Source organism: Clostridia bacterium (genome assembly GCA_019683875.1).
In the GTDB taxonomy this organism is placed as follows: domain Bacteria; phylum Bacillota; class Sulfobacillia; order RBS10-35; family Bu92; genus Bu92.
In genome coordinates, this window is the sequence record JADGHN010000005.1 from 1 (window position 1) to 17,183 (window position 17,183).

At 69.8% G+C, this 17,183-nt stretch carries 15 protein-coding genes; 1 reads left to right on the plus strand and 14 read right to left on the minus strand.

Annotated features, from left to right (window positions below):
• Positions 1-224: 224 nt before the first annotated feature.
• On the minus strand, positions 225-1,313 hold the full coding sequence (rodA, locus tag IRZ18_00765) for a rod shape-determining protein RodA (GenBank protein ID MBX5475640.1): 1,089 nt from the start codon (positions 1,311-1,313) through the stop codon (positions 225-227).
• 352 nt (positions 1,314-1,665) lie between these two features.
• On the opposite strand from rodA, the gene IRZ18_00770 reads away from it, so the two are divergent.
• A complete protein-coding gene (locus IRZ18_00770) occupies positions 1,666-3,666 on the plus strand; it encodes a sodium-translocating pyrophosphatase (protein MBX5475641.1) in 2,001 nt (666 codons plus the stop codon).
• Between the two features lie 43 nt (positions 3,667-3,709).
• Here IRZ18_00770 and IRZ18_00775 read toward each other — a convergent pair whose 3' ends face one another.
• From IRZ18_00775 to IRZ18_00835, 13 genes are all read right to left on the minus strand, one after another.
• Entirely contained in the window at positions 3,710-5,287 is a 1,578-nt protein-coding gene (locus IRZ18_00775) for an SWIM zinc finger family protein (protein MBX5475642.1), read from the minus strand.
• Position 5,288: 1 nt separating this feature from the next.
• A complete protein-coding gene (gene minE, locus IRZ18_00780) occupies positions 5,289-5,555 on the minus strand; it encodes a cell division topological specificity factor MinE (protein MBX5475643.1) in 267 nt (88 codons plus the stop codon).
• Complete coding sequence (minD, locus tag IRZ18_00785; protein ID MBX5475644.1) at positions 5,555-6,349, minus strand: septum site-determining protein MinD; 795 nt, start codon at positions 6,347-6,349, stop codon at positions 5,555-5,557. Before minD ends, minE begins: the two co-directional genes overlap by 1 nt.
• 33 nt (positions 6,350-6,382) lie before the next feature.
• The gene (gene minC, locus IRZ18_00790; protein ID MBX5475645.1) at positions 6,383-7,126 is read right to left on the minus strand and encodes a septum site-determining protein MinC; all 744 of its coding nucleotides are present in this window, start codon (positions 7,124-7,126) and stop codon (positions 6,383-6,385) included.
• 141 nt (positions 7,127-7,267) lie between these two features.
• Positions 7,268-9,247, minus strand: coding sequence for a penicillin-binding protein 2 (gene mrdA / locus IRZ18_00795; GenBank protein ID MBX5475646.1), 1,980 nt, complete (start codon positions 9,245-9,247; stop codon positions 7,268-7,270).
• Positions 9,248-9,272: 25 nt separating this feature from the next.
• Positions 9,273-9,803 carry a rod shape-determining protein MreD gene (mreD, locus tag IRZ18_00800; GenBank protein ID MBX5475647.1) on the minus strand — a complete coding sequence of 177 codons (531 nt, stop codon included), beginning with the start codon at positions 9,801-9,803 and terminating at the stop codon, positions 9,273-9,275.
• The gene (gene mreC, locus IRZ18_00805; GenBank protein ID MBX5475648.1) at positions 9,800-10,651 is read right to left on the minus strand and encodes a rod shape-determining protein MreC; all 852 of its coding nucleotides are present in this window, start codon (positions 10,649-10,651) and stop codon (positions 9,800-9,802) included. The genes mreD and mreC overlap by 4 nt, the downstream gene beginning before the upstream one ends.
• Before the next feature lie 4 nt (positions 10,652-10,655).
• Positions 10,656-11,690, minus strand: a complete 1,035-nt coding sequence (locus IRZ18_00810; protein ID MBX5475649.1) for a rod shape-determining protein — start codon at positions 11,688-11,690, stop codon at positions 10,656-10,658.
• A 41-nt stretch (positions 11,691-11,731) separates the two neighbouring features.
• Positions 11,732-12,424 carry a DNA repair protein RadC gene (gene radC / locus IRZ18_00815; protein MBX5475650.1) on the minus strand — a complete coding sequence of 231 codons (693 nt, stop codon included), beginning with the start codon at positions 12,422-12,424 and terminating at the stop codon, positions 11,732-11,734.
• Between the two features lie 32 nt (positions 12,425-12,456).
• Positions 12,457-13,077: a septum formation protein Maf gene (gene maf / locus IRZ18_00820; protein MBX5475651.1), complete on the minus strand. Its 621-nt coding sequence runs from the start codon at positions 13,075-13,077 to the stop codon at positions 12,457-12,459.
• Positions 13,078-13,090: 13 nt separating this feature from the next.
• A complete protein-coding gene (locus tag IRZ18_00825) occupies positions 13,091-13,348 on the minus strand; it encodes a DUF4321 domain-containing protein (GenBank protein ID MBX5475652.1) in 258 nt (85 codons plus the stop codon).
• Positions 13,349-13,569: 221 nt separating this feature from the next.
• Positions 13,570-16,281 carry a valine--tRNA ligase gene (locus tag IRZ18_00830; GenBank protein MBX5475653.1) on the minus strand — a complete coding sequence of 904 codons (2,712 nt, stop codon included), beginning with the start codon at positions 16,279-16,281 and terminating at the stop codon, positions 13,570-13,572.
• 300 nt (positions 16,282-16,581) lie between these two features.
• On the minus strand, positions 16,582-17,109 hold the full coding sequence (locus IRZ18_00835) for a GNAT family N-acetyltransferase (protein MBX5475654.1): 528 nt from the start codon (positions 17,107-17,109) through the stop codon (positions 16,582-16,584).
• Between the last annotated feature and the right edge of the window lie 74 nt (positions 17,110-17,183).

Genomic DNA, 17,183 nt, shown 5'->3' on the forward strand with positions numbered 1-17,183 from the left:
GGCTGGGTGTTTTTTATAAGACACCGCCCCCCCACCGCCCCCGCGGGTCGGGGGCGGCGCCGGCCCAGGCGCCGGCTCAGCGCCGCCGCCCGGTACCGGTACCACCATCGCCGCAGTGCCCGCATGCCGCGTCACCCCTCACGGCATGTGTACGAGCTCCGCGCGCACGGTATGAGTGGCCCGGTCGACGTCGCCCGGTTCAGGACCGCCCTCCGCGGAAAGCGTCAGCGCCCGAAGAGCAGCTTGTGCCGCCGCATGCCCACCGACAGCACGATGCCGAGGGCCCACGCGTTGGCGATCAGCGAGGAGCCACCGTACGAGATGAAGGGAAGCGGGATGCCGGTCACGGGCATGATGCCGATGGTCATGCCCACGTTGATGAGCAGCTGGAACATGAGCATCACGCCGACCCCGCCTGAGAAGAGCGCGCCGACGCGGTCGCGGGCCGCGGCCGCGATCGTGAACACGCGCCAGATGAGGAGCACGTGCAGCGTGACCAGCGTGACGGCACCGATGAAGCCCATGTCCTCGCCGACCACTGCGAAGATGAAATCGGTCTGCGACTCCGGAAGATAGTCGTACTGGTTGAGCACGCCGTTGGCCAGGCCCTGCCCCGCGACGCCCCCGGAGCCGATCGCGAGCATGGACTGCCACACGTGATAGCCGGCGCCGAGCTTGTCCGCGCCCGGGTTCAGAAATACGAGCAATCGCTTGATCTGATATTCGTGAATGAAGGGCAGCGCCGACTGCGGGATGATGCCGTGCAGGAACGCGTAGATGACGGCCGCGACGGCCCCCACGCCCGCAGCCCCGAGCGCCACGAGGCGCGTGCCCGGCATGCCGGCCAGGTACCACAGCCCGGCCATGATGGCGAACAGCACGAGCGTGCTGCCCAGGTCCGGCTGCTTCAGCACGAGCGCGGCTGGCGGAAGCACCCACCACGCGGCCAGCGGCAGGCCGGACCACGACCGCAGCAGCCACTCTCGCGGCGCGTAGAAGGAGCCGAGCACCACGATGACGATCACCTTCATGAACTCGGACGGCTGCAGCGTGAACGGCCCGATGTTCACCCAGCGCGCGGCGCCGCGGGAGGACACGCCGGCGACGAGCACCAGCACGAGCAACCCGAGCCCCAACGCATAGAGAGGCCACGCCCAGCGCTGCCACACGTGATAGTCGAGGGAAGCGACGATGACCATCCAGGCCAGGCCCAAGCCGACCCATAGGAGCTGGCGCTCCACGGTGCCCCACGTCGCGCGATTGTGAAGGTCGAACTTCGTCGCGCTGGCGATCGCCAGGACCCCGAACGCCATGAGCAGGAGGGCGAGGATGATGAGACCGGCGTCCGCGCGACGCCAAAGCCGCAGTTCGATGCCCGGAACCCCCGTTTCTCGTCGTTCGATCGAAGCGCCGGCGGCAGAGGCGTCTCGCTGCCTGCCTGCAGTATATCAGCGCGAGCGCGGCCGTACCGGCGCGACTTGCGGCCCGCGCCGACGAGCGCCGTCACGCCCGCCCGCGAACGCCAGCGGAAGTTGAAGCGCCATATCCCCTCCCGTATAATTGGACCGGTTTACACGTCCTTACAACCGATTTTTCGGGAGGAGGGGAGGCCGGACTTCGCTGGAAGAAGTCCGGGCGTTCTATTTGAGTGGACAGGGTTTCTGGCTGCCGTTCATCGCCGGCCTGGCCGCGGTCGTGTACGCCGTCTACCTGATCCGCTGGGTCACCAGCCGCCCAGCCGGCACGGAGACGATGCAGAACATCTCCAACGCGATCCGCGAGGGCGCCATGGCCTACTTGAACCGCCAATACCAGACCATCGGCATCGTCGCGGCCGTTCTCTTCATTATTCTCGGGTTCGGCCTGGGCTGGAACCAGGCGCTGTACTTCTTGATCGGGGCCGCGCTGTCGGCATCCGCCGGCTACATCGGCATGAGCGTGGCCGTGCGCTCCAACGTGCGCACCGCCCAAGCGGCGAGGGATCAGGGCCTGCCTGGCGCGCTCGCCGTCGCCGTCCGCGGCGGCGCCGTCACCGGCCTGTTCGTCGTGGGCTTGGGCCTGCTTGGCGTGACCATCCTCACGTGGATCACGAAGAACCCCGCGCTGCTCGTCGGCTTCGGTTTCGGCGCGAGCCTCATCAGCGCGTTCGCGCGCCTCGGCGGCGGCATCTACACCAAGGCCGCGGACGTCGGCGCCGACCTCGTGGGCAAGGTCGAGGCCGGCATTCCGGAGGATGACCCGCGCAACCCGGCCGTCATCGCGGACAACGTCGGCGACAACGTCGGCGACGACGCCGGCATGGCCGCGGACCTGTTCGAAACCTACGCCGTCACGGCCGTCGCGGCCATGCTGCTCGGCTATCTCCTGTTCCACGGCCGGATCGAGGCGCTTCTCTACCCGCTCGCGCTGGGCGGCATCGCCGTCGTCGCGTCCATCATCGGCATCATGTGCATGCGCACGTCGAACGCCAGCGGCCGCGTGACGAACGCGCTCTACACGGGCGTGGCCGTGGCCGCCGTCCTGGGCGTCGTCGGGTTCTACTTCGCGTCGAACGCCCTCATGAGCTGGGTGAGCGAGACCATTCCGGGCGGTCCGATGGCGCTCTTCTGGTCCTCGGTCGTCGGGATCCTCGTCACCGTCGCCATCATCATGCTGACGGAGTACTACACGGGCACGCGCTACGCCCCCGTCCGCTCCATCGCGAAGGCTTCGGAGACCGGGCACGCCACGAACATCATCACGGGCCTGGCCGTCGGTCTGAAGGCGACGGCGCTGCCGGTCGTGGTCGTGGTGCTCGGCATCCTCTTCTCCTACCACTTCGCCGGCGTCTACGGCGTGGGCGTGGCGGCCATGGCCATGCTGTCGCTGGCGGGCATTATCGTCACGCTCGACGCGTTCGGGCCGATCACCGACAACGCCGGCGGCATCGCCGAGATGTCGGGCCTCCCGGACAGCGTCCGCGAGGTGACGGACACCCTCGACGCCGTCGGAAACACCACCAAGGCGGTGACCAAGGGGTACGCGATCGCTTCGGCGGGCCTCGCGGCCGTGGTGCTGTTCAGCTCCTACGTGGAGGAGCTGGCGCGCAACGCCAGCGGCAAGACCTTCACGTTCAACCTCAGTGACCCGTACGTGCTGATCGGCCTGTTCCTGGGCGGCATCCTGCCCTTCCTCTTCGCCGCGTACTCGATGGAAGCCGTCGGTCGCGCGGCCGGCGAGGTCGTGAAGGAAGTGCGCCGCCAGTTCCGCGAGATCAAGGGCATCATGGAGGGCAAGGCCAAGCCGGACTACGCCCGCACGGTCGACATCGTCACCCGTGCGGCCATCCGTGAGATGATCCTGCCCGCCCTGATCCCGGTGCTGTCGCCGGTCATCATCGGCCTCATCTTCGGGCCCGTGGCCCTGGGTGGCGCGCTCGTGGGGTCCATCGTGACGGGCCTCTTCCTCGCCATCCAGATGACGAGCGGCGGCGCCGCCTGGGACAACGCGAAGAAGTACATCGAGGAAGGCCACCACGGCGGCAAGGGCACGGAGGCCCATGCGGCCGCGGTCACGGGCGACACCGTCGGCGATCCGTTCAAGGATACGGCCGGCCCGGCGATCAACCCGATGATCAAGATCATCAACATCGTGGCGCTCCTGCTGGCGCCGTTCATCGTCGGCTGACAGCGCTGCGGCCATCCACCTCGGAAACCTGCGCGAGCCGCCCTCACCGGGGCGGCTCGCCCGTCATTCGCAGCCACGCGCGGCGTCGCGGCTCGCCACCCGCGTCCGCGATGCGCTCGCCGAGCGCGCGAAGCGCGTCCGCCTCCGCGCCGTCGCCCGCCCGCCTCAGCGCCGCGATGGCCGCGGCCAGAAAGCGCAGCGCCAGGAGCGGGGCGTCCTCGGCGATGACCTCGGCCACGGCGCGCCAGCGCGACACACGCCCGACAGCCCCCTCCGTCTCAGGCCAGTTCGCGGCCGCGAGCCGCTCGGCCGCCGCCCGCGCCGCCTCCGTCCATCCGCCCGCAGCCTGCAGGGCGGCGCGCAGGTCGCGGTACGCGCGCACGGTCGGCGTCTCCTCGAAGTTCGCGGCGAAGTACGGCGCCGCTTCCGCCGGACGGCCGAGCCGCATGAGCGCCAGCGCCAGCTGGCGCCGGAACCACGGCACCATCGACGGTGCCGCGCGTTCGAGCCCGGCGCGCGCCGCGTCCCGCGCCCGCGCCCAATCCCCCGCCGCGACCCAGGCCCGCACGCGGCCTTCGCTGGCCTCGTCCAAGTCGGCGTGGACCTCCCAGACGGCCGCGGCCCGCTCCGGCTGCCCGGCTTCGATCCAGCCGGCAGCCCACGCGCGGGCGGCCGCCGCGCGTGCGGCACGGCGTTCGGGTTGGCCGTTCAGCTCCGCCCAGCGGGCTTCCGCCGCGGCGCGCCCGGCCACCGCCGACCAGCGCTCCGCCGCCTCCCCCGGAAGGATGCGCCATGCGGCCCGCAGCAGCCGCAACATGTCCCCGTACTCCCGGCGTTCCAACGCGGACGCGAGCTGCGCCACGCGGTCAAAGGCCCGCAGGCGCCGCGCCGAGGTCCCGTCACGCGCGCCGCTTTCGGCTGCCGCTCCGAGTGCGTCCAGCGTCCGCAGGACGGCTTCGCGCGTTCGGGTCGATCCGATGCCCGGCGCACGCCGCGCCCACAGGGCCAGCGACGCCCACCGCCAGACCGTCTCGAGGCGCGCGGCCGTGGAGGCCGGCGCCTCCGCCGCGGCGCCGGCGACGCGCTCGGCGCAACGCGACCAGAGCTCATCCGCGGCATCGCCCGGCAGGTCGGGCGGCTCGTCCAGGATGGCGTCGATCGGCACCGCGTCCCACGTCAGGCCGGCCGGCGCACCGGCGCCGACGGCCGCCTGCAGGAAGGGATCGAGGCTTGGCGCCTCGGCCCCGGCAAACGCGCGAGCGAGCGCGTCTTCTAGCGCGCCTGGCCGGGCGCGCAGCGCGGCCGCGAGCGCCGCCAGGTCGGTGAAGCGCGAGGGAGCCTGCGCCCAGCTGAGGAGCAGGGCGGCGGCGTGCTTGCAGGGCTGGGAACGGAGGGGGCAGGTGCAGGCGGTCGCCGGGCGCTCCCCGGACAGGTCGGCGGTGACGACGTAGACGTCGCTCCCCTCCACCCGCCCCGCGATGAGAGACCCGTGGCGGACGAGATCCCCTACCCGCCCGAGGAGGAGGTAGTCGCGACCCCGCTCCAGCACGCGAGGAGGCACAAAGAGGGCGACGTCGACCTCGCTGAGCGGTCGGGGCTCCGCTTGGCCGGCGTGGCGCATGTCAGACGCCGCGCTTCAACCGCCGCACCGGAATGCTGGCCACGAGCGCGACCGAGTCGTCCTGGCGGCTCAGGTCCAGCTCCATGCTGTCCTCGTCGATCTCCATGTACCTCCGCAGGACCTGGAGGATGTCCTCCTTCAGGGTGGCCACCAGATTGGGCGCCACGCTCGCGCGGTCATGCACGAGGACCAGCCGCAGCCGCTCTTTCGCGACGTCCTTGCTCCGTTGGCCGCGGTCGCCAAACAAGCGCTGCATGAGCGTCGCCATCAAACTCCGCCCCACAACCGGCGCAGGCGGCCGAGCAGAGAGGGCTGCTGATCGTACACGGCCATCGGCACCTCTTCTCCCATCAGCCTGCGGGCGATGTCCCGGTAGGCGTTGCCGGCCTTCGACTCGCGGCTGAGCGCGGCCGGCTCCCCACGGTTCGTGGACACGACGATGTACTCGTCCTCCGGAACCACGCCGAGCAGTCCGATCGCGAGGATGTCGAGGATGTCCTCGATCTCCATCATGTCCCCGCGCTTCACCATCTGTGGCCGCAGGCGGTTGATGACGAGGCGCGGATCCCGGATCCCCTCCGCCTCAAGGAGCCCGATGATGCGGTCGGCGTCCCGCACCGCGGCGACCTCCGGCGTGGTGACGATGACGGCCTGGTCGGCTCCGGCGACGGCGTTCTTGAACCCCTGTTCGATGCCGGCGGGACAGTCGACGAGGACGAAGTCGAACTCCGCCTTCAACTCCGCGACGAGCTGCCGCATCTGGTCCGGCGAGACGGCCGTCTTGTCCTTGGTCTGGGCGGCCGGCAGGAGGTACAGGTTGTCGAAGCGCTTGTCGCGGATCAGCGCCTGGCGCAGCTTGGCGTAACCCTCGACGACGTCGACCAGGTCGTAGACGATCCGGTTCTCCAGCCCCAGGACAAGGTCAAGGTTCCGCAACCCGATGTCGGCGTCGACGAGCGCCACGCTCTTGCCGGCCGCGGCGAGCGCGCTGCCCACGTTCGCGGACGTCGTCGTCTTCCCGACCCCACCCTTGCCCGACGTGATCACGATCGCAATCCCCAACGACTGAAACCTCCTATCGACGTTCCGCCCGTCTCACATGGCCACGCCCGTGAACAGGCCGTGGTACGACTCGATGACGATCACGCCGTCGCGCACGCGAGCCACCTCCGGGCCCATGTCCGCGTGCGCGTCATCGTCCGGCGGGCGGCTGATGTGGTTCGCGATGCGCAGCTGCATCGGTTGAAGCCGGATGGCGGCGATGACGGCCGTTTCGTCCCCCTTCGCACCGGCATGGGCGAGCCCGCGGAGGCACCCCATGACGATGATGTCCCCGCCGGCGACGACTTCCGCACCGGGGTTGACGTCGCCGAGCACCACCACGTGCCCGGCCGAGACAATGCGCTGGCCCGAACGGACGGTGCGGCGGACCAGCTGCGCCGGCTCTCCCTCGGCGTAGGAAGGCGAGGCCGCAGGAGCATGCCGCCTCAGCGGAATCCGCTCAGGGGGCAGGTCGGCGAGGCCGCCGCGCCCGCCCTCGGCCGGCGCCGCGCCGGCGTCCCCCGCCGTTTCCGGCCAGCCCGTCCCGGCGCTGTCGATGATCTGTACGATGCGCACCCCGACGTAGCGGTTGACGATCGCCTCGAGCTCCAGGAGCTGGTTTGTCGTCAGGAGGCGCGAGCCGACGTCGATCGTGACGGCGGAGCCCACGTACGCCGGGCGCATGTTCGCCAGTTCCGCTTCCAGACGCTCGCACAGCATGTGGAAGTCGCCGTCTTCGGAGAGCCGGATGACGAGTCCGCTCCGGCCCTTTCGGAGCGTGATGGGATCGCCGGACATGCTCTCCCTCCAAGCTCGTCCACGTATTCGCCACTTGGAAAGGCGTCCCTTCAACGAATCGCCCGACATGGCGGCGGAATCGCTCGCGTCCGATCGACATCGACGAAGAATGGGGTCGGCGGGAGTCGGACGCCGTCCGGATCAGCGTCCGACCAAGGGGGGCCCTGTCACGACGTTGGGGGCCACGGGCGTGATGGGCAGGCCGAAGTACGCGTCGATGATGGCCCGCGCCACCGGGCCGCCCGCCACGCTGCCGCCGCCCGATTCGGAGATCAGCACGGCGACGGCGATCTGGGGGTGGTCGTACGGGGCGAACGCGACGAACCAGCCGTCGGACACGGCGTGGCCGGCCACTTCGGCCGTGCCCGTCTTGGCGCCGACCTCGATGGCGTGGCCGAGCCGTTCCTGGCTGATCCTCGGCAGGTCGGCGAAGTAGGAATAGGCCGTGCCGTACGGCGAGTCGACGCCGCGGAAGTTCGGATTGTACGACGCCACGGCGCGCATGCCCTCGCGCACGACCGCCAGGTCGGCCTCCGGAACGTCGACCTTGCCGAGGACCTCCGGCTTCTGCTCCCACAACACCCGGCCGTCGGGCGACTCGACGTCCTTCACCAGGTACGGGCGGTACCGCGTTCCGCCGTTGGCGAGGGTGGCGATGTAGTTCACGAGCTGGATGGGCGTGAACCCGTTGTAGCCCTGGCCGATGGCGGCGTTGACCGTGTCGCCGGGCAACCAGGGCTGCTTGGGATACACGCTCTTCTTGTACTCGCGGCTGGCGAGGGTCGGCTTGACCTCGCCCGGCAGGTCCTTCAGCCCCGACCGGTCGCCGAGGCCGAACTCCTTGGCCATCTTCGCGATCTCGTCGATGCCCGTCCGCAACCCGACGGTGTAGAAGTACACGTCGCACGACCGCGCGAGGGCCTCGACGAGGTTGGGCGCGCCGTGGCCCCCCGGCTTCCAGTCCTTCCACATCCAGTTGCCGAGGCGGAAGTAGCCGGGGTCCGGGATCCTCGTCGCGGGCGTCACCGTGCCGGAGGCCAGCGCGGCGAGGGCGGTGATCGGCTTGAACGTGGAGCCGGTCGAGCTCCGGTACGTGAGGGCGTGGTTGCTCAGCGTGCCGAGCGTCGGATCCGCCGTGTAGGCGTTGTACGCCTTCGTGAACTCGGCCCAGCCGGGACTGTCCGGCGTGTAGCCCGCCGTGCGGGCGAAGACGTTGGGATCGAACGTCGGCTGGCTGGCCATGGCGAGGATGGCGCCGGTGTTGACGTCCTCCACGACGACCGCGCCGATCTTGGCCGGGGGATGGTGGCCATTGCTCGTCGTCGTGCGGAGGTAATCCATCCGCTGCCGGAGGGCGCGTTCCGCGACGGCCTGCAGGTTGGCGTCGATCGTGAGGCGCACGTTGTTGCCGGGCACGGCCGGCTCCGTGTACACCGGCGCGCCCGCGATCGGGCGGCCGCGGAAGTCGACCTGCACGCGCTCCTTGCCGTCGATGCCGGCGAGGCCGAGAATCGTGCGGCCGTCCACGTGCAGAGGGCCGTCATACGTGTTCTCGATGCCGGTCTTGCCGCCGGGATAGACGTATCCCAGCACGTGGGCGGCGAGCGTCCCACCAAGATCGGGCGCCGTCTCGATGCCGGGATAGGTGCGCATGGGGGCGGCGCGCATCAGCACGCCCGGAAGGCGGTCCAGATTCTCCGCCAGGCGAACCTGCTCCAGTGGCGTGAGGTCCATCTTCAGCAGCACCGGCTCGAAGGGACGGGTGAACGGCGAAGGGCGCAGCGAGTCGATCGCGCGGCGCACCGCAGCCGGGTCCAGCGACAGGATGTCGCTCAGCAGCCGGATGCCGTCCTCGCCCATGGGGTGACTCGTGTACACGAGATAGGCCGTCCACGCCGGCCGGTCGGTGGCCAGCACCGTGCCGTTGCGGTCGAGGATCTCGCCGCGCGGAGCGGGCAGGGTCAGCTCGCGGACGATCTGGTCGCGCGCCTGTTGCGCCCAGACGGCGTGCTGCGCAAGCTGAAGCTGCGCCAGTCGCCCTCCCAGCACGCACCCGATGATGACGGCCAGGGCGATCAGGCGCCGCACCGATCCGGCCCAGGGGCGAGGTTCCTCGTCCAACGAAGGCCTCCTCTCCAGCCAGAGACTACAGCCACAGGCGAATCGTGGCCATCCTGTCGTGCTCCGCCTGTGCGCGCGGCGGGAGGCCGAGGTCGTAGGGCGCCACCGCGGCGACCAGCGCCGCCGTCCCGACGGCGTGCGGCACCAGCTGCGCCAACACCGAGACGGCGTCGGCGCCGCGCACCTGCGACGCGACGAACGCCGCCTCCATCACCCACGCCAGGGCCGCGCCGAGGCCCGTCCCCACGAAGGCCACGAGACGGTTGCGCTCGTCAAACGGGGCGGACAGGCGGCCGAAGGCGTACCCGACGGCGCCCCACACCAGCGAGTGGAACCCGAGCCAGCGGCCGGCGAACGCGTCGACGGCGAGCCCCAGCCCGAGGCCGCACCAGCCGGCGACGCGACCGCCGCTGCGCATCGCGGCGAACATGACGACGGCCAGGCAGAAATCCGGCCAGGCGGGGCCGGCGCGGAGCACCTCGGCGAGGGTCACCTGCAGCGTGTACGCCGCGAAACACACCGCGACGAGCCAGCCCCAGCCGCGCCTCGTCTTCACTGCGACGCGCCCTCCGAGATCGGCACCAGCAGCACCCATTCGAGCCGGTTCAAGTCGGCGGCCGGCTGCAGCTCCGCGGTCTCCACGAGGCCGTCCTGGGAGCGGTCGACCCGCGTGACCGTGCCGACCGGGATGCCTTTCGGGAACTGGCCGCCGAGGCCCGAGGTCACGACGATGTCGCCCGGCACCGCGTCGGCGTCCCTTGAGAAAAACGTCATCCGCGACCGGCTCTGCGTGCCGGCCGCGCCGAGCACGATGCCGTAGGACCGGGAGGTCTCGCGCTGCACGAGGGCGCCCACGCCGCTGTCCGGGTTCGTCAGCAGAAGCACCACGGCCTGGTGCGGCATGACCTGCGAGACGCGTCCCACGAGACCGTCGGCCGTCACCACGGGCATGCCGCGGACCACGCCGTCCGCGGCGCCGCGGTCGACCACGATCTCGTCGTACCATCGTTCGGGAAGACGGCCGATGACGGCCGCGACCAGGCCGCCTTCGACAGCGTACCCCGGCGGTCGCTGGCGCAGGTCCAAAAGCTCGCGGAGGCGCGCGTTCTCCTGCCGCAACTCCTCGTTCTCGATCGCCAGCTGGCGGAGCTTCTCGTTCTCCTTGCGCAAACGCGCATTCTCGCCGGGGAGGTCCTTCCAGCGCACAAGGGTGTCGGCCGCGTTCGTCACCGCGTACGCGCCGCGGTCGACGAGGCGGAAGACCGGTGCCGTGACGCGGATCCACCAACCGCGCGCCTCCAGCACCGCGGGACGCGCCCGGCCCGTGTACAACGCCAGGGAGAGCAGGCCGAGCACCAGCAACAATGCCGCCCAGAAGCGGCCATTGCGCCAGAAGGGACTCATGCTGTCAACCGATCTTCTTCGCCGTGATCAAAAGGTGCTTCACGTTTTCGATTTCGTCGAGGAAGCGGCCGGTTCCCTTGACGACGCACAGCAGCGGATCCTCCGCGATGATCACGGGCATGCCCGTCTCCTCGCTGAGGCGGCGGTCGAAGCCGCGCAGCAGCGAGCCGCCTCCGGTCAGCACGATGCCGCGGTCCATGATGTCGGCCGCCAGTTCGGGCGGCGTGCGCTCCAGCGTGACCTTCACAGCCTCGATGATGCCGGAGATCGGGTCCTCAAGCGCATGGCGGACCTCCTCGGCCGTGAGCGTGATCGTCTTCGGGAGGCCCGTGACCAGGTCACGGCCGCGGATCTCCATGGTCGCGTCGTCGTGCGAAGGATAGGCCGAGCCGATCGTCAGCTTCACTTCCTCCGCCGTGCGCTCGCCGATGAGGAGGTTGTACGTGCGCTTCACGTAGTTCACGATGGCTTCGTCGCACTCGTCGCCGGCGATGCGCACCGACCGGTGCGTCACGATGCCGCCGAGGGAGACGATCGCGACTTCCGTGGTCCCGCCGCCGATGTCGACGACCATGTTGCCGGTCGGCTCATGCACGGGCAGCCCGGCGCCGATCGCCGCCGCCATGGGCTCCTCGATCAGGTACGCCTCCCGCGCGCCCGCCTGCTTCGCCGCGTCGTAGACGGCGCGCTTCTCGACCTCAGTGATGCCCGAAGGAACCGAGACGATCACCCGCGGATGGCGGAACACGGCGCGCTTGGGCAGCGCCTTCTGAATGAAGTACTGGAGCATCGTCTGCGTGATTTCAAAGTCGGCGATGACCCCGTCCTTCATCGGGCGGATGGCGACGATGCTACCCGGCGTGCGGCCGATCATGCGCTTCGCTTCGTTACCGACGGCCAGAGGCTGCTTCGTCTCCGCGCGGATGGCCACGACCGACGGCTCCTGCAGGACGATGCCGCGGCCGCGCACGTAGACCAGAGTGTTCGCCGTGCCGAGGTCGATGCCCATGTCGTTGCGGAACAGATCCAGAAACGCCATTTGCCTTCCTTTGCCTCCCCGTGACCTTTGCCGGCGACGCCCTAAAACCGGACGCCTCGTTCGCGCAAGCTGACGAATCGGTGATCGCCGATGACGATGTGGTCCAGCACCTCGATGCCCAACAGCCGGCCGGCCTCCGCCAGGCGGTACGTCAGCTCGATGTCCTCGCCGCTGGGAGTGGGGTCGCCACTCGGGTGATTGTGGGCGAGGATGACGGCCGCGGCGCTCCGCAACACGGCCCCCTTGAACACTTCCCGAGGGTGCGCGAGCGCGGCGTCCAGGCTGCCGACGGACACCGTCTCGTGGCCGAGCACGTGGTGCTTGGTGTCCAGCCACACCACGACAAAGTGTTCGCGGTCGTAATCACGCATGCGCGGGCGCAGCCAGCGGACGACGTCCTCCGGGCGCTCGACGGAGACCCTCGCCGGTTTGGACTCGGCCAGGCGCCGTCCCAGTTCCACGGCCGCCAGCAACCGCGCTGCTTTCGCCGGTCCAATTCCCGGCACATCGCGGATTTCCTCTAACGATGCCGTCGAAATTGCCGCCAATGCGGCCGTCTGGTGCCGCTGGCGCAAGTGAGCCAGCAGTTGCCCCGCGAGATCCAGCGCGCTGGCGCCGGCCCGGGGGTGGCCTGTGTCCAGCAGCAATGCGAGCAATTCCGTCACCGAAAGGGCCTGAGGCCCGTGGTTCAGCAACCGTTCCCGCGGGCGCGCCTCCGGCGGCAGTTGCTTCATACGCACCGGCTTCGGCTGGGTCGCCAGCGAGCTCATCGGGCGTGGGCCCCCGCACGGTCAAAGCCCGCGAGAAACCCGGTCCAGCCGAGTTCGCGCAACGCCTCGACAAGCGACGCGGTCGGCAACCCGACCACCGTAAAGAACGATCCCTCGATCCGCTTCACGAACGCCGCGCCCAGACCCTGCGCGGCGTAGGCGCCGGCCTTGTCGAGCGGCTCGCCGCTCGACACGTACGCGACGGCTGTCGGACGGTCCAGCGCGGCGAAATCGACCTCGGCGCGCTCGGTGTACGCGTGTTCGCGCCCGTCGGGCTTGCGCACGATGCACACGCCCGTGATGACCGAGTGTCGCCGCCCGCTGAGCCGCTCCAGCATCCGGACGGCGTCCGCGGCGTCGGCCGGCTTGCCGAGGATCTCGCCCTCAAGAACGACCACCGTGTCCGCGCCGATGACGAACCCTTCAGGACCCACGCGCCGCGCGACGTCCCGAGCCTTTGCCCGAGCGCGCGCAAGGGCGAGCTGCTCGGGACTCGCGGCCGTGATCGCGTCCTCGTCCACCTGCGGTGATGCCGTCTCGAACGCGATGCCCAACTGGCGCAAGATCGCCTGCCGGCGGGGTGAAGCGGAGGCCAGCCAGATGCGCTGCGCGGTCACGGCCGTCCGCCTCCTACAGGTAACGACGGGCCAAGATCACCGCGAGGAGCCCACCCAAGGCGCCCAGCACGTTGATCGAGACGTGAAAGCCGAGCGTGATGCGGATGAAATCGAGGAGGTTCAACGACGTGGGCGCGAAGCCGAGCGAAGATGCCTTGGCCACCGCGGGCAGCGTGCCGGCGAGCGCCCGCCCGATCGCGTTGCCCGCAAACACGCCGACGATGAAGAAGAGCAGCATGTAACCCCACGGGGTCCGCCGTCCCGCGCGCACGCGCGCATCCTCCCCTCAGGCGGAGAAAGTGTACCATGCGCTTATTATGTCCACAACCGTACAATATTACCGCGATTGCCGGCAATCATCTTCCCCTTCCTTGGCATGGCATTGACTTCCACAATTTTCCACGCGCCATGCCCAAATCCTTCGCCTTTGCCAACGAGAATGGTTCGGAGCCAAAGAAAAAAAGCCCCCGTTCGGGGGCTTTGGAGGCCGGATCACTCGAGCGCGCGCAATTGCGTCTCGCGCTCGTCGAGCGCCCGCAACGTCTCCCTCAGTTCGGCGGCGCGCTGCTCGTCGCGGGCCACGACCTCCGCGGGAGCCTTCTCACGGTAGCCCGGTTTCGCCAGGCGGGCCTCGACCCGTTCAAGCTGCGCCCGTGCCTCGGCGCGCGCCTTCTCAAGCCGCTCCCGCTCCCGGGCCACGTCGAGGAGACCGCGCAGCGGCAGGAAGACCTGCACCGCTCGCGCCACCGCCGACGACGCCGGCTCCGCGGGCGGCTCGCCGGCGAAGCTCCACTCGCTCACCCGCGCGAGGCGGAGATACCGATCCCCGAGGCGCAACAGCCGCTCCGCATCCCCGGCGACGATCACCACGCGCACGTCGCGGCCCGGTTCCACTCCGGCCTCCGTGCGCAGGTTGCGCACGGCCCGGACCACGTCCTTGGTCAACTCCATGGCTTCCGCCGAGTCCTCGTCCCACCACGCGTCCACGGGTCGCGGATATTCCGCCACCATCGCGCTTTCGCCCGTCCCCGGCAGGTGTGTCCAGAGCTCGTCCGTGATGAACGGCATCATCGGGTGTAGGAGGCGCAGGGCTCGCTCCAGCACGGCCCACAGCACGAGTTGCGCGGTGCGCCGCGCGTCCTCGCCTTCGCGGCCGTAGAGGCGCGGCTTCACCGCTTCCAGGTACCAGTCGCAGAACTCGCTCCAGATGAAGTCGTACAGCGTCCGGGCGGCTTCCCCGAACTCGAAGCGGCCGAGGAAGCGGTCGCAGTCCGCGCAGGCCTGGTTCAGCCGGTGCAGGATCCAGCGGTCCGCGACCTCGGCGGGCGCGTGGCCGGCCGGGCGGTCGTCCTCGCGCAGGCCCGCTTCCAGCCAGGCGCGCGCGGGGCCGGGGTCGAAGCCTTCGAGGTTCAGCAGCGCGAAACGCGCCGCGTTCCAGATCTTGTTCGCGAAGTTGCGGCTCGCCTCGACGCGCTCGTCGCTGAAGCGCTGGTCGTTCCCCGGCGCGTTGCCCGCGATCAGCGTGAAGCGCAGCACATCCGCGCCATACGCTTCGATGACGTCCATGGGATCGACGACGTTGCCGCGCGACTTCGACATCTTGCGGCCCTCGCCGTCCCTCACCAGCCCGTGCAGGACCACCGTCCGGAACGGCACGTCGCCCATGAAGGCGAGACCGGACATGATCATCCGGGCAACCCAGAAGAAGAGGATGTCGTACCCCGTGACGAGCACGGACGTCGGGTAGAAGTAGCGCAACTCCGGCGTGTCGTCGGGCCAGCCGAGCGTCGAGAACGGCCACAGCGCCGAGCTGAACCATGTGTCGAGCACGTCCTCGTCCTGCGCCAGCCGGTCCCCCGGCGCGCCGCACTTCCGGCACCGCTCCGGCCGGTCGACAGCCACCTGAAGCTCGCCGCAGCTCTGGCACGTGAAGGCCGGGATGCGGTGGCCCCACCACAGCTGCCTGGAGATGCACCAGTCGCGGATGTTCTCCATCCAGTGCAGGTACACGCGCGTGAAGCGCTCCGGCACGATGCGGATGCGGCCCTCCGTGACCGCGCGGATCGCCGGCTCGGCAAGCGGCTTCATGCGCAGGAACCACTGCCGGGACACGAGCGGCTCGACCACGGTGTCGCAACGGTCACAGTGCCCCACGGCGTGCGTGAGCGGCGTCACCGCGACGAGGAAGCCGCCCCTCTCCAGGTCCGCGACCACCCGCTTGCGGGCCTCCTCGCGAGCGAGCCCCGCGTAGGCCTCGCCGGCCTGCGCCGTCATCCGTCCATCCTCGCCGATGACCTGGATGGCCGGGAGACCGTGTCGCTGCCCGATTTCAAAGTCGGTCGGATCGTGGAACGGCGTCACCTTGACGGCGCCCGTGCCGAATTCGCGATCGACGGCCTCGTCGGCCACGATGGGGATGCGCCGGCCGACGAGCGGCAGCTCCGCCTCGCGCCCGACAAGGTGGCGGTAGCGCTCGTCCTCCGGGTGCACGGCCACGGCGGTGTCGCCGAGCATCGTCTCGGGCCGCGTCGTGGCCACGCGGATCTCCCCGCCGCCCACCACCGGGTAGCGCACCGTCCAGAGGTGGCCCTGCTCCTCCTCGTGGTTGACCTCGAGGTCCGAGATCGCCGTGCGGCACTCCGGGCACCAGTTCACGATGTAGTCGCCGCGGTAGATGAGGCCGCGCTCGTAGTACCGGACGAAGACCTCGGCCACAGCGCGGCTGAGGCCCTCGTCCATGGTGAAGCGCAGGCGCGACCAGTCCGCCGAGGCGCCGAGACGCTTCAGCTGTTCGACGATGTTGGCCTCATACTCGTCCTTCCACGCCCACACGCGCTCCAGGAAACGCTCGCGGCCAAGCTCGTGGCGCGTGAGCCCCTCCTCGCGCAAGCGCCGCTCGACGACGGCCTGCGTGGCGATGCCGGCGTGGTCGGTGCCCGGTTGCCACAGCGTGGCGTCGCCGCGCATGCGGTGCCAGCGGATGAGGATGTCCTGCAGGGTGTTGTCGAGCGCGTGGCCGATGTGCAGGCGCCCGGTGACGTTGGGCGGCGGCATGACGATGCAGAAGGGCTCCCGGTTCGGGTCGATCTCGCCGCGGAAGTAGCCCGCGCGCTCCCAGACCTCGTAACGGCGCTGCTCCACGGCACGCGGATCATACGCGGTGGGCAGGGCCTCGCGATGAAACTCGCTCGCCGGCTTCACCATCGGGTTCAACCTCCTTCGGACTTCCAAAAAAGAAAAACTCCACCCAAAGGGCGGAGTTCCGCGGTACCACCTTTGTTCCCGGGGGACACCCGGGCACTCGGGGCGGGATAACGGCCGCGAGCCGGCCGCGCCTACGCCTCACATCCCCTGGCGGGTCCGACGCGAGGTTCGGCACGGCGCCTCCGGGACGACGGAGCCTGCCGGTGTTGCGCGGGAAACCTTGCAGCCGCCGGGTTTCCCTCTCTGGGCGCGCCGGAAGGCTCCCTTCCCGTCAACGGCGCGATGCTGTTGCGAATCATGCTACGAATGGCGGTCGAGGCTGTCAAGCGCCAGAGCCCTTGATTGCCCGCGCCGCAGGCTCATCAGGAGATGATCCTTCATGCCGAGGACGGCATGGCGTCCCGCGCGCAAGATGCCTTCCGCGCGAAATCCGCACTTGAAATACGCGCGGATCGCCCGCGCGTTGTCCACGCCCACGCGAAGGTAGAGTTCGCGAAGCTTGAGACGCTCGAACGCGAGGTGCACCGTCTGAAGGATCGCCGCCGTCCCGTAGCCGCGGCCCCACAGTTCCTTGCAGCCGATGCAGATGCACAACTCCGCGCTGGCGGCACGGCGGTTGATGTCGCGGAGCTCCACCCAGCCGATCAGTTCCGCTCCCGCCGCCGGGCTCACCCGCCAGATGCCCCAGGCCCGGGTGCAGGGCCCGGACCTGGGCGCCGCCCGGTCGCCAAACCATCTTCGGATGTCTGAGTCACTCAACCACTCGCAAATCCGGGCGCGATCCAGCGTGCCCAGTTTCCGCAAGATGACCGTGTCTCCGCCTTCCAACGCGACACCCCTTGTCTTTCACGACCAACAAGGGGTTCGGGCTGGAGAAGGCGTTCCCTTTATGCAATTTTCGC

Coding starts and splice junctions, on each gene's coding strand:
- rodA (MBX5475640.1), bottom strand. CDS start 1,313: ATGGCGTTCGGGGTCCTGGCGATCGCCAGCGCGACGAAGTTCGACCTT.
- IRZ18_00775 (MBX5475642.1), bottom strand. CDS start 5,287: ATGCGCCACGCCGGCCAAGCGGAGCCCCGACCGCTCAGCGAGGTCGAC.
- minE (MBX5475643.1), bottom strand. CDS start 5,555: ATGGCGACGCTCATGCAGCGCTTGTTTGGCGACCGCGGCCAACGGAGC.
- minC (MBX5475645.1), bottom strand. CDS start 7,126: ATGTCCGGCGATCCCATCACGCTCCGAAAGGGCCGGAGCGGACTCGTC.
- mreC (MBX5475648.1), bottom strand. CDS start 10,651: ATGAGTCCCTTCTGGCGCAATGGCCGCTTCTGGGCGGCATTGTTGCTG.
- IRZ18_00810 (MBX5475649.1), bottom strand. CDS start 11,690: ATGGCGTTTCTGGATCTGTTCCGCAACGACATGGGCATCGACCTCGGC.
- radC (MBX5475650.1), bottom strand. CDS start 12,424: ATGAAGCAACTGCCGCCGGAGGCGCGCCCGCGGGAACGGTTGCTGAAC.
- IRZ18_00830 (MBX5475653.1), bottom strand. CDS start 16,281: ATGGTGAAGCCGGCGAGCGAGTTTCATCGCGAGGCCCTGCCCACCGCG.